Below are 13,177 nucleotides of genomic sequence, written 5' to 3'. Positions count from 1 at the left end.
TATTTTAAGGTTCTTTTTGAAGTATCACAAATGCAGGAAAGTGGTCACTGTAGCCTCCTGTAAACTGATCCCCATTCCAGGATCTGAAAGGATAGCCTTTATAATTTCCTTCTTTATTGACTAAATATGCCGGGGCATAAATTTCAGCCTTGAAAACAGAATATTCTTTCATTACTTGATCAGAAATTAAATTCTTAGAAACAATAATCTGATCAAATAAGTTCGGTGCATCCTGATAAGCCAAAGAAGCAACTCCTTTTTTGTATAAAGGATACATTAAGTTAAGATAAGGATTTGCATCACTTAAATCTTTCGGACTTGCCTGAGCTTTTAAATGATTTTTTAAACTTGAACTCACAGGATCATCATTAAAATCACCCATTGCGAAAAGTTTCGTCGTAGGATCTGCGGTTCTTATACTGTCCATTTGTTGTTTTAGCAAAGCTGCGGCTGCGTTTCTTTTTGGTAAAGAAATCGCTTCACCACCTCTTCTTGAAGGCCAGTGATTCATGAAGAATGCTACTTTTTCATTATCTAGGAAGCCTGTAACTACCAAAATATCTCTTGTGTATTCTCTTCTTCCGTCGTCACCGTAAACTTTCAATTCTTTTTTAAGAGAATTTGTTACTGTAAATCTTCTTTTTTGATAGATCAAAGCGACATCAATTCCTCTGTAATCATAAGAGTTGTAATGAATAATTCCGTAATCGAATTTTGCCAGAGCTGGTTGCTTAATTAAGTCCTGAATAACCTGTCTGTTTTCAACCTCGATTAAACCAACAACTGCCGGAGCCGTTTTTGTGTATTGTGAACCAAGTTCTGAAATTACTTTAGCTTCATTAGCCAATTTTGCTTTGTAAATTTTAGTATTGTAATTTTTACCGCTGCTTGGCGTAAATTCCTCAGATCCACTTTGATATCTTACTGCTTTTTTACCTTTTAGAGAACTGTCGCTCCAATTTCCATCATATTTTTCGGCTTCTAAAAATTTAATCGAATCCAAAGGAATACTTCTATGGAAAGCCGGATTTTTTATGTCTTTCGTGCCGTCTATATAGTCTGCGGAACGTATCGTGTCCCAAAGGTTTTCTACATTTAAAAAGCCTACTGCGGCAACTTTTCTTAATTTACCTTGCTGTTGTGCAAAAGTCATTACCGCACAAATCACAGCAATAAAACTTAAAAATTTTCTCATTTAATATTAAAATTAATTAATCGACAAATTTACTTTTTTTTAACTCTTTCAGTTTTAATTATTTGTAAATTTATAATAATTTAATGAAGAGCTACTCGTTTTTATCTTAAAAGCTTGCAATGTTAAGAAAAAATAATGTTAAAAAAATTGTTAATTATAAATTTTGACTAAATTTGTGCCCCCAAGTTTTAACCTATTGATAATTAAGGTAAAAAGTATTTAAAAAAAAATAATATACTCATGATTAAAAAACTATCATTAGTCTCTTTATTTACTTTACTTCCCGCTTCATTCTATTTTGCGCAGACTACTGTATTTGCGTATCTTAAAGATGCTGACGGGAAGCCCATTGAAAGGGCAGAAGTAGATCTTAAAGGGAATGACAATGATGTAACGGCCGATAAAATTGGATATTTCCAGTTTGTTGATTTGCAGCCGGGGCATTACCAAATTCTGATTGCAAAACCGAATTACGAAACAAAAGTAATGGAGTTTGACGTAACCAGTGACGAGAAAAGAAAGGATCTAGGATCTATTACTCTTTATCCGACCCTTACAAACGCAGATCAGGGATTGACAATTATAGACAGCGACAATAGTGATGAAGGTGGTAACAACCAATCTTCAACAGTAGGTTTGCTACAGTCTTCTCAGGATGTCTTCAGTAGAATCGCGGCATTTGATCTAGGATTTTACTGGTTCCGTCCAAGAGGAATTGACGGAAGGTCTGTAGAATCAATGTTGAATGGTGTTTCTATGGTTGAATCTGATAATGGTAATGTTGATTTTGGAAACTGGGGTGGTCTTAACGAAATCACAAGATACCCTGAAATTTCAGCAAATCATGCTCCTTCAGAATATGCATTTGGTGGAAACAGCTCGGTTATTTATAAAAATACAAAAGCGAGTGATTATAGAAAAGGAAGTCAGCTGACATACTCATTAACGAACAGAAACTATACCAATAGATTATCTTATAGATATTCTTCTGGAATGAGTAGTAAAGGCTGGGCTTTTACTGGAATGATTGCCAGAAGATGGGCTCAGGAAGGAATACAGGATGGTACTTTCTATGACGCATACAGCGGTTATCTTGGGATTGAAAAAAAATTCAATGACAACCATTCCATGACATTCAATGCCATTGGTTCTAAATATAATAGAAGTACTTCCAGCCCAAATACTCAGGAAGTATATGATTTCAGAGGAATTCATTATAACTCTTACTGGGGTTGGCAAGATGGAGAAAAAAGAAGTGAGAGAGTAAGAAGAGGTTTCCAGCCATTGCTTCAATTACAGGATTTCTGGAAAATCAATAAGAAATCTCAACTATGGACATCTGTATCTTATCAGTTCGGTAAGGACTATAGTTCAAGATTGGATTGGTATAGAGCGAACAACCCTTCGCCAACATACTACCGTAATTTGCCAAGTTATTGGTTGAATTATAAAAATCCAGCTCCTGCACAAGCTGAGAATATTGGAATTACTACTGATTGGTGGACCAATGATGATCAATCACATACGCAAATCAACTGGGATAATCTTTATAATGCCAATAGAAACGGAGATCTTTATATGCCTCAATTTGGAGGAAGAAGAGCTGCATATTACCTTGTGGATGATGTGAAAGATGATAAAACATTCAATGTATCAACACATTATACGTATAACTTTAATGATACTTCTCGTTTTATTTTAAATGTGTCTTATCAAAATTATAAATCTGAGCAGTACAGAGAGGTAAATGATTTGTTAGGTGCTGATTTTGCACTGAATATGGACGCATTTGCTTCTAATACTGATGCAGGAAGCGTTTGGGGGAAATATAATATACAAGAATCCGATGCTTCTGTTGCTAAAAGAGAAGGAGACAAGATTGGGTATGATTATATTTTCAGAAGACAGGAGGTAAAAGTAAATCCGGCAGTTAAATTCTCAACAGGGAAATTTGATATTTTTGTTTCTGGATTATTCGGATATACAAATAATAGCAGAGAGGGCTTATTCCAACATTATTTATATCCGTCATCTTACGGAAAAGGAGAACAGAAAAACTTTTGGAATGTTGGTGTTAAAGGTCAGATTACCTATAGAATCAACGGTAGAAATTTCCTAGTTTATAATGGAGCTTACTTCTCACAGTCACCTTTCTTAAATGATATTTATTTCAATGCAAGAGTAAGTGGGGTTGTAACTCCAAATATCAAAAACGTTGTTATTGATGCCAATGATTTGAGTTATGTAATAGCTACTCCGATTGTTAAGGTGAGATTGACAGGTTATCTTGTTAATACTCAGAATGAGACAAGTGTTCAAAGATACTTTGCACAAGGAGTTAAGTTGACTACATTGAGTGAAAATGGCGACCAGACTCCTGTTCAGGACGGTGCATTTATTACTCAGGTACTTGCAGGCGCGAATAAGAGAAATATGGGTGTTGAGCTTGGTGCACAAGTTAAAATTACTCCTACATTAACGGCTAGTGGATTATTAAGTTTAGGACAATATACTTATACCAATAACCCTACAGTTTATTTTGCTTCTGACGCAGTTGGAACATTCAGAGAGCTTGATGGTAACGGTAATTTAGTATCAAGATCATATACTAATATGGGTGAGGCTACGTTAAAAAATTACAAACAAGGAGGAACGCCTCAAGAGGCATATAACATAGGTCTAAGATATAGCAGCCCTAAATACTGGTGGGTTGGTGCAAACTGGAACTATTTCGGACATTCATATCTAGATCCTTCTCCGGTAACGAGAACGGAAAGATTTTATTCCAATCCAAATACACCGGGAGTACCTTATGACAATGTAACTGATGAAGAGTTAGCAAGAGTTCTTACACCTACAAAACTGCCTAGCTCATTCTTCTTGAATGCCAATGCAGGTAAATCGTGGATGTTCGGAAAGTATTATGTATTGGTGTCTGCCTCTGTTAATAATATTCTTAATAATAAAAATTATATTACAGGAGGATTTGAACAGACCAGAAACGTTAACTATAATGATTATGCAAATGATTATGATAGTGGAAATATGGTATTTGCTCCTAAATACTGGTACTCTCAAGGAAGATCTTATTTTGTTAATCTTCAATTTAGATTCTAATAAATAACTTTAAAAATCGAAAACAATGAAAAATATATATTTTAAAGCGGCTGTATTTAGTGCCCTTTCAATGTTGACGTTATCGTCTTGTGTAAAATCCGATGATTATGATGTTCCGGAAATTAAGTGTACAAACAAATTTGCTGCAGCTAATCATAAATTAACAGATCTTGCAACAATTGCAAAACCTAAACCTACTGATGCTGATATTGTTAAAGAAGATTATATCGTTGAAGCTTATGTAGGTTCAAATGATGAATCTGGAAACATTTATAAAATGATGTTCCTTCAGGATAAGCCTGAAAATCCAACACAAGGTATAGAGATTGATATTGATGGAGGAAATCAGTATTTAGATTTTCCTACAGGAGCTTTGGTTAGAATTAACTTAAAGGGACTTATTGTTCAGGCTTCTAATGGGAATATTAAAATTGGTTCATATGATCCAAGCTACTCTGTAGGAAGGATTAATCCAAATAAAGTTTCTAATTACATTGCAAGAGTTTGTGATGGACAAAAACCGATAGTTGCTGTAATGAAGCCATTAGAATTTAATTCTATCGCTGATGCTCTTAAAAATGGGGCGCACATCAACCAACTTATCAAAATTAAAAATGTTCAGTTCGAAGATGCTGAATTAACAAAGAATTTTGGTGATGATACGGCAACAGGAGATCGTTATATTACAGATAAAAAAGCTGCGAGATTAGACCTTCGTTTCAGTAATTATGCAACGTTTGCTAAATCACCAATCTCTCCTAAATATGCAAAAAGTGGAGATATCGTTCTTTGCCTGAGCCGTTATACAAATCCAAGTAACCCTACTGCTACAGTATTTACAGAGCAGGCTTATATCAGAAGTTTGGATGATATGGTGTTCACTGGTGAAAGATTCTCTCCAGGAGCGCCGGAAAACCCTTCAGCTTCTGCTGTGAACCTTTTCCCTGGTTCTGATTTTGAAAACTGGGCGACTTTCTTATCAGGTGTAAATAGTTTCGGACTTAAGCCTTATGCAACTCAAGGTACTGGTTTAGGATTTAACGGAACAAATTCACTTCAGATTAAAGGGATTCCTACAGCAAACGATTATGTATTTACCTCTACGGCTGCTACAGGATTGCCTGCAGTTCCGAAAAGAATTACGTTTTATATCAAAGGTACAGCAACAGGAAAATCGCTTTCTTTCAACGTATATAAAACAACGGGTAGTACGCCTGTCTTCTATACATTCAACCTAGGAACATTTACAACTGGTGCGATTTTAGATACTGAAAGTGCTAACGCATATACAGGATCAATCAATACAAATGGACAATGGAGACTGGTTGAGTTAAATCTTACAGGTTTAACAGATCTTAACCTAACTGCTGGAAAAGATATGTTTGCGATCAAAACAGGTACTTCAGGAAATTATGATCTTCAGATTGATAATATCAGAATTGAGTAATATCAATATAGTTTAGAATAGCAATATTCTTATATAAATAAACGAATCCGTCTCAGCAATGAGGCGGATTTATTGTTTATCATAATTTTAAACTATTAATTTATCTTCAAAATCATTTGGTACGAATTCTTTTAATTCAATGGTTTGTATTAAAGGGTTTTGGTAATAATGCTCAATTTTCATTGTTCTTTTCAAGTCTTTTCTTGACATTTTTGAACCCAAGACGTTATTGTAAAATACTGCTATATCTATTCTTAATTTTTCCATCTGTATAATGTAATTTATCTCATTAGATTTAAGAAATTTATCAAATAATAATAGAAGATTCTTGAAATATTCAAATTCTTCTTCTCTTAATCCTTTTTTGAAAAAAAACTTAAATTTATTAATTCTTGTTATTGATTTTTCTTCAAAAGGAATATTGTCAGAATATTTAATTACATGTTCCGGAGAAATTTTATCGGAGTAGTAATATTGTAAATCATTAAAGGATGTCCATCTCGATCTATCTAATGATAAATCGATCTGCCTAAAAAATGCATAAAAGAATACAGTCTGTTTATTGTTTAATAAATAATATTTCATAATCTAAATCTTAACAAAAAAAACCACTGCAAAAAACAGTGGTCTATTATTTAAACTAAATTTTTTCTTTTAAAAAGAAACTTCATTCACTTCTTTTCCTCGTTGGAAGTTCATTGTTTTCTGACTTCCTTTATAAGCAATATTAACCAAGTTAATCTGCTTTGGAAAAGCGCTTAAAAGTATTGTATTTTTAATTTTCATGGTACTTATGTCTGAAACTCCGCTGGTTTCAAAATATACCCAAACTGTTTCTCCGCTTACCTGGCTACCTGTGAAGGTAATTGTCTTTGGAGAGCCATTAACGTACACGTCAAAGTTATTATTTACATATTTCTTTACTTCTGCTTCAAATCCTGCTGTGTTAGGATTTATTTTTATGGCATCCGAAATATGGTTCGTATTCATCTTTGTGGTAAACTTCAACGTCTTGCTTCCATCAATATAATCAACTTTAGTCATTGAAGAGAAAAAGTCTACATTCATGAAACTCATTAACGTAAAAAATGTTAATATTCCTGATATATATATAAGTTTTTTCATTTTAATTAATAGATTTACAATCATGTTTGTAGTTTATAGTTCACAAATAATATGCCAATTAAAAATTTACGTTCACAGAATACTTATCGTAAAACGCTTTGATATGTGCAACAGCTTCGTCAGCCGTGTCTACCACTCTGTAAAGATCAAGATCATCTTCTGCGATCATTTTTTCTTTTAACAAAGTTGCTTTAAACCAATCCAGTAATCCGCCCCAAAATTCAGATCCTACCAAAACGATTGGGAATTTCCCTATTTTGTTGGTTTGAATTAACGTCATTGCTTCCGTAAGCTCGTCCAAGGTACCGAATCCTCCCGGCATTACGACAAAACCTTGAGAATATTTTACGAACATTACTTTTCTTACGAAGAAGTAATCAAAATTCATTGAATAAGACTTGTTGATATAAGGATTGAAATGCTGCTCAAAAGGCAGATCAATATTTAAACCGATCGATTTTCCTTTTGCATTGAAAGCACCTTTATTTCCGGCCTCCATAATTCCTGGACCGCCTCCGGTGATGATTCCGAAACCGATTTTTGTGATTTTCTCGGCAATTTCTACGGCCATTTCGTAATATTTGCTTTCGGGCTTTAGCCTTGCAGACCCAAAAATAGACACACATGGGCCAATTTTAGCCAGTTTTTCATAACCGTCTACAAATTCCGCCATCACCTTGAAAACCATCCAACTATCCTTGGTAATGATCTCGTCCCAGGCTTTTTGTTTTAAACTATTGTGAAGTTTTGTTTCGTTAATATCAAGTTCCGGATTTACCAAACTTTCATCTCTCGTTCCATCAAGTTCCATCATGAAGATTATTTAAAATGTTTTTCGGCTACTATTATAGATTCTGGTCTTCCCACATCCACCAGGATGTTGTCGTGTACAAAACCGTGTATTTTCTCGGTATGCATCAGATCCAGATATTCTTCCATAATAGAAAATTTGCCTGTTCTTTTTATTTTATTAAAAATGATAGGGTTGATACAATGCACGCCGCTAAAAGCCAACGCCTTGAATCCTTTATTAAATTCTGCAAGTCTTTGTTCGCCGGTTTGGACATTGAGCCAGCCTCTTAAAACCAGTTCATCATTGAAAAGTAATTTTCTTGAACTTTCCCTATCCGAAACGGCTAAAGTAGCGAAATCTTTTATCTTTTTGTGATAGTTTACAAGATCAGTGATGTTTATATCTGTTAAAATATCAGCATTCATGATTAAAAAATCTTCCCCATGATCAAGGAATCTTCTAGCAAAAATCAAACCACCGCCGGTCTCCAACAATTCATTGGCTTCATCCGAAACTTCAATATTGCAATTGAAATTATTGTTTTTCTTTAAAAATTCAACTATCTGATCTCCAAAATGATGGATGTTAATGACAAAATCCGTGATTCCAAAACTTTTAAGATAAGTTATATTTCTTTCTAAAAGCGGAATGCCATTTACCTTAGCCAAAGCTTTTGGATGATGATCTGTAAAAGGTTTCAGACGGGTACCTTTTCCTGCTGCAAAAATTAAAGCCTTCATATTTTATGGGTAATGAGTAATTGGTAATGAGTAATGATGAATATATAAATAATAAATTAACGAAGTTAAAAATATTACCTATTGCACATTACTTATTACTTATGATTCAGTTGGTGTTGTTCGTCATGGTGAAGGCTGATCTCAACTTTTTCACCATATTTTTCTTCAATAAACTGAGCAATTTTTATTGCTGAATAAACCGATCTGTGTTGTCCGCCCGTACATCCGAAATTGATCTGTAAGTTTTCAAATCCTCTTCCCAGATAATTATCGATATTAATTGAAACCATGCTTTTTATGAGTTCTAAAAATTGAGGCATTTCGGTTTTTGTTTCAAGATATTCCTGAACGCCGATGTCGTTTCCTGTCTGAATTTTATATTCTTCAACTCTTCCGGGATTCAAAATTCCTCTGCAGTCGAAAGTGAAACCACCTCCGTTTCCTGATTCGTCCTTAGGAATTCCTCCTTTTTTGTATGAAAAACTGTGAATGTCTATGTGTAGCATTTTCTTTTATATTTAATTGTTGTGGATTTTAATGGTTTAAAACTTCCTCAATTTTCAACTTCGTTTTCTCCAAATTCAACTGTTGTATCACTTTTTCAATTTCAGGATAATCTTTCATATTTTCCCAATTTTGAGCAAATTCTGTAATGTTTTCAATGCCTTTTTCTATGCTTGCAATGAAATGTTGTTTCCTTTGAATTAATCCTCTGAAACCATAAGCTCCCAAAACCTGTAAGAATCTCATCATCTGAATTGGCTTAACCGAACCTTTTAGTTGAAGTTGGGTTTCTTTATTTTCAAATTGTTGAATGTAGAATTGAAGCATTTCATTTTTAAAATCTTCAGGAAAATTAGCTTTAGCCTGAAATAGAAAAGAAATAACATCATACATCAACGGACCTTTCATTGCAGACTGATAATCGATAAATGAAACATCATTATTTTCATTCACCATAATATTTCTTGCCTGAAAATCACGGATCATTAATCCTTTTGGTTCAAGGTTTTCGATGAGGTTGACGATCTTTTTAAATTCTTTTAGTAGAGTAGACTTGTGATATTCAAGTTCAAGAATATCGGCCACGAAGTTTTTAAAGTAATATAAATCGTGTATCACGGGAAGCTCATCATAACTCTCATATTCAAAAGTTTGATTAAAGTCTATTTTCCCCTGAGTCTGAATTTGAAGCTGAAAAAGTTTTTCAAGCGTCTGTTTTACCAAAGATTTTACATTCTCGGATAAACCTTCTTTTGAGATAATTTCAGAAAGTGTATTCCCGCCCAAAAACTCCTGAATATATATTTTTCGGTCATCAGAAATGGCGAAAATAGTTGGAGTGTTGAGGTTTAGTTGAGAAAATATCTCTGAAAAATAAAAAAAACTTTCATTCTCCGGAAGATTCTCATTGTAAGTGATAATGTACTTTTTGTTATCGGATGTTGCCACGAAATTTACCCTCGCAGAACCGCTTTGGGCCAATGTGATGAACTCATAAGATTTTTCACCGATATAGTTTTCAAAAAATCGTTTTGCGTTTTCGGAAGTCATAATATGGAAACAAATATACTAATTATCAGTTGATTTTTTATCTTTGCGATATGCTAAAGGATTTTAAACCAGTTTTAAGCATTTTATTGCGTTTCATCATCATCTATCTGGTGTTGCTTTTTGGGTATCAGTTTTATCTGAATGGTTTTAAAGGAAAAGGTCTCGATTCTTTTTCAAAAATGATCGCGGATCAGGTGATGTATGTTCAGAATACTATGAATTATCCTACAAAATTACATGATGATGTTGCAGGCGAATCGGTTTGGTTTCATGTGAAAACGGGTTATGCAACAAAAATGGTGGAGGGGTGTAATGCTGTTTCTGTCATGATTTTGTTTGTATCTTTTGTTTTTGCTTTTTATAAAGGTTTCAAGACATTTGCTTTTGCGTTAATCGGTCTTTTACTGCTTCATGTTATGAATGTTCTGAGGATTGCAGGTTTGAATATTGTATTTACAGATCATAAAGAATACGGAAAAATTGCACATGATTATGCTTTTCCGGCTGTTATTTATGGTAGTGTGGTTCTGCTTTGGCTTGTTTGGATTAAATTCTTTGCTTTAAAAAATGAAAATTCTTAGTTGGTTTCTCGTAATAATAGGAGTGTGCGGACTTATAGGTGTGAGAGCGCTTGAGGACAAAATCTTCTATGATCCTTTTCTCAACTATTTTCATGAAGCCAATAAAAATATTCCATTTCCCGATTTTGAGTGGGGAAAATTAATTATTGGGCATCTTTTCAGATTTATTTTAAACTTATTATTCTCTTGTGTAATCATTCATTTTATATTTAAAAATAAAGAATGGACGATTCAAGGAGCTTTATTAATAACAATAATTTTCGCAATTACCTTCCCGATTTATCTGTATTGTATTTATGACAGATTTGAAGTTGGTTATCTGTTTTCTTTTTATATGAGAAGATTTGTGATTCAGCCTTTGATCTTGCTATTGATTATACCACTTTTTTATTATAGAAAGCAAATGCTGAAGAAAAACTAGCTTCCTTTCTATATATATAAAATACTTCGACCCCGTAAGTGTAATTTTTACAAAGCCGAAGTTTGCAATAAACAATTAAAAATTGAAAGAACTAAAATTTTGAAATTGTCTGAAACTTAAATCCGGTTAAGTCATCAGATTCCTGTAGAAGTTGTATTGTAGTTTTTGGAGGAACAACAATTTGAGTCTCTGTATCATCAAAAATACTTACTACACCTGATGCGATCCCTCCTCCGATAACAAGATTTGCGGGCCCATCGTCAACTCTTTTTATTGTAAATACTCTTCCTTTAGTACCTCGGAAAAGTGGATGTGTTGAAAAGGTTATGGTCACTGTACCAGTGCTTGGCATGCCTATTAAATCAACAAGTAATACGTCATCACTTAAAGGATTAAATGCTTGATTTGAATTAACTCTTCTAATGTTTAAAACGTTTTTGTGGGTATTCCAATAAGGTTGTCCTGAGGTGTTGGTAGTCAATACTTGTCCCGGAGTTCCACCGCTAATACTGATAGATGCATTTGTGAATAATGCATCAGTAGCATTTGTACCTGTATTTACTTGTATTATTCCTGTACCGCTTAAGGTTCCGTTACCTTTTATAGATGTTGTATTTCCATTTTCAGAAATATATGTATAAGTTCCGTCTCCATTATTTGCTAATGTTGCTTCATTATCAAGTTTTGCCCAAGCTGTTCCATTGAAATAATAATATCCGGGATTATTGATGTTCTGAGCTGTATCTGCTTGCGTACCTGTTGTTGCATCATCTACATAAATGAGAGTAGAATTTTTTACACCAATCATAGATTGTGCTCTTTCTCTGTCTACTCTTGGAATAAGAAGCCCTTCAGGCCTTGTCGAGATTCCAGATGGATTTTGTGCTTTTATATCAAATGTGGATTCTGGGTCAGCTGTATTTATGCCAACTTGTCCAAAAGTCATGATGTTTAATAATATGATGAGAAGAAAATGTTTTTTCATTATACTTTGTTTTTTAGTTAAAAAAGTGTCTTAATATTTAAGAGCAAAATTATAACAATATGTATAATGAATCTTTATTTTTGGGCTTCTACAATTATACTACATTTTGTAAGTTATTGATTTTTAGTTTGTTTTGGATGTGTTGAAGTTTGTTTGTAGTATTGTTTAACGGATGGAAAAAAAAGAAATTTTAATAAAAATGATTGCTTTCAAATTAATTTATCGTGTGTTTAACCTCTCGGGTAACATTTTCTGCCGTCCATTCAACTCTTTTTACGAATTCTCTTTCGCGAACAGGACAGTCTGCGATCTGACAAACTGGACATGAAATCGTTCTGCAATCATCCATATGAAAATTAAACTCTACGGTACGTTTTGTATTTTTAGCTAAAAGAATAATCACGTTTTCCATTTCTTTGTGGGCATCACGAAGTGTGTAATACCAAGGAAGCGTAATATGCGCATCGATATGCAGCGAGGCTCCAAATTGCTGGATTTTCATATTATGAACATCAATCCATTCAATTTTTCTGTTGTTTTCCAGAACTTTAACGATTTGGTTTAAAAGATCTGGGTCTTGTTCATCCATAATTCCGCTTAAAGATTTACGGACTATTTTATAGCCTACGAAAATGATGTAAGCTCCAAAAAGTAAGGCAACAGCAGAATCTATCCAATAAATTTTAGTGAAATAAACAATCACTAAACTGATCACAACACCCAATGTTGTAACAGTGTCCGACTGCAAATGTTTTCCTGAAGCGATAAGAACTAATGAGTTTTCGCTTTCTCCTTTTTTAATGGAAATATAACCCAGAAAATAATTAACGATTGCAGTGGCGGCAATGATCCAGATTCCCCAGTCAAGTTTATTTAATATTTTGCCAGTTATTAAGCTGTTTGCACCTTCATAGATAATCATGATACCCGCAATAGCGATCAAAGCACCTTCTATTCCCGCTGTTACGAATTCTACTTTTCCGTGGCCGTAAGGATGGTCTTCGTCCTTTGGTTTTGCAGCAAGATGTAAAGAGTAAAGCCCCATAAATGCACTGATGACATTGACGATACTTTCCATCGCATCAGAAAATACGGCATCGGAATTTGTAAGTTTCCATGCAACGAGTTTTCCGATGAATAAGATAACTCCAAAAGCAGCGATCCATTTTTGGAAGCCTATTTTATCTTTATTGATATTCTTCTGAACGTTCATAAGTTT

Annotated in this window: 13 protein-coding genes; 4 read left to right on the top strand and 9 right to left on the bottom strand. The window is 33.8% G+C overall.

The window, feature by feature from the left end; all coding sequences use genetic code 11:
• Positions 1-4 precede the first annotated feature (4 nt).
• Entirely contained in the window at positions 5-1,195 is a 1,191-nt protein-coding gene (locus A0O34_RS08045; RefSeq protein ID WP_066753540.1) for an endonuclease/exonuclease/phosphatase family protein, read from the bottom strand.
• A 240-nt stretch (positions 1,196-1,435) separates the two neighbouring features.
• On the opposite strand from A0O34_RS08045, the gene A0O34_RS08040 reads away from it, so the two are divergent.
• Both A0O34_RS08040 and A0O34_RS08035 read left to right on the top strand, forming a co-directional pair.
• Positions 1,436-4,312, top strand: coding sequence for a carboxypeptidase regulatory-like domain-containing protein (locus tag A0O34_RS08040; RefSeq protein WP_066753539.1), 2,877 nt, complete (start codon positions 1,436-1,438; stop codon positions 4,310-4,312).
• Positions 4,313-4,337: 25 nt separating this feature from the next.
• A complete protein-coding gene (locus A0O34_RS08035; RefSeq protein WP_066753537.1) occupies positions 4,338-5,759 on the top strand; it encodes a DUF5689 domain-containing protein in 1,422 nt (473 codons plus the stop codon).
• Positions 5,760-5,846: 87 nt separating this feature from the next.
• Here A0O34_RS08035 and A0O34_RS08030 read toward each other — a convergent pair whose 3' ends face one another.
• From A0O34_RS08030 to A0O34_RS08005, 6 genes are all read right to left on the bottom strand, one after another.
• Positions 5,847-6,344 (bottom strand): hypothetical protein, encoded by a 498-nt coding sequence (locus tag A0O34_RS08030; RefSeq protein WP_066753529.1) that lies wholly within the window; start codon positions 6,342-6,344, stop codon positions 5,847-5,849.
• Between the two features lie 69 nt (positions 6,345-6,413).
• Positions 6,414-6,884: a DUF6702 family protein gene (locus A0O34_RS08025; protein ID WP_228394368.1), complete on the bottom strand. Its 471-nt coding sequence runs from the start codon at positions 6,882-6,884 to the stop codon at positions 6,414-6,416.
• Positions 6,885-6,942: 58 nt separating this feature from the next.
• Positions 6,943-7,695, bottom strand: a complete 753-nt coding sequence (locus A0O34_RS08020; protein WP_157886111.1) for an LOG family protein — start codon at positions 7,693-7,695, stop codon at positions 6,943-6,945.
• Between the two features lie 8 nt (positions 7,696-7,703).
• Positions 7,704-8,417, bottom strand: a complete 714-nt coding sequence (locus tag A0O34_RS08015) for a nucleotidyltransferase family protein (protein WP_066753524.1) — start codon at positions 8,415-8,417, stop codon at positions 7,704-7,706.
• A 95-nt stretch (positions 8,418-8,512) separates the two neighbouring features.
• Positions 8,513-8,923 (bottom strand): RapZ C-terminal domain-containing protein, encoded by a 411-nt coding sequence (locus tag A0O34_RS08010; protein ID WP_066753521.1) that lies wholly within the window; start codon positions 8,921-8,923, stop codon positions 8,513-8,515.
• 28 nt (positions 8,924-8,951) lie between these two features.
• Positions 8,952-9,971 carry an aminoglycoside phosphotransferase family protein gene (locus A0O34_RS08005; protein ID WP_066753519.1) on the bottom strand — a complete coding sequence of 340 codons (1,020 nt, stop codon included), beginning with the start codon at positions 9,969-9,971 and terminating at the stop codon, positions 8,952-8,954.
• A 50-nt stretch (positions 9,972-10,021) separates the two neighbouring features.
• Between A0O34_RS08005 and xrtF the strand changes: the two genes are divergently transcribed.
• Both xrtF and A0O34_RS07995 read left to right on the top strand, forming a co-directional pair.
• Complete coding sequence (gene xrtF / locus A0O34_RS08000; RefSeq protein ID WP_066753517.1) at positions 10,022-10,552, top strand: exosortase family protein XrtF; 531 nt, start codon at positions 10,022-10,024, stop codon at positions 10,550-10,552.
• Positions 10,539-10,973: an exosortase F system-associated membrane protein gene (locus tag A0O34_RS07995; protein ID WP_066753515.1), complete on the top strand. Its 435-nt coding sequence runs from the start codon at positions 10,539-10,541 to the stop codon at positions 10,971-10,973. Before xrtF ends, A0O34_RS07995 begins: the two co-directional genes overlap by 14 nt.
• A 91-nt stretch (positions 10,974-11,064) precedes the next feature.
• On the opposite strand, the gene A0O34_RS07990 is transcribed toward A0O34_RS07995, so the two are convergent.
• Positions 11,065-11,958: a hypothetical protein gene (locus A0O34_RS07990; RefSeq protein WP_157885980.1), complete on the bottom strand. Its 894-nt coding sequence runs from the start codon at positions 11,956-11,958 to the stop codon at positions 11,065-11,067.
• A 214-nt stretch (positions 11,959-12,172) separates the two neighbouring features.
• Positions 12,173-13,171 (bottom strand): cation diffusion facilitator family transporter, encoded by a 999-nt coding sequence (locus A0O34_RS07985; protein ID WP_066753511.1) that lies wholly within the window; start codon positions 13,169-13,171, stop codon positions 12,173-12,175.
• Between the last annotated feature and the right edge of the window lie 6 nt (positions 13,172-13,177).

Source organism: Chryseobacterium glaciei (assembly GCF_001648155.1).
Classification (GTDB): domain Bacteria; phylum Bacteroidota; class Bacteroidia; order Flavobacteriales; family Weeksellaceae; genus Chryseobacterium; species Chryseobacterium glaciei.
This window is presented reverse-complemented; position numbering and strand designations above follow the sequence as displayed.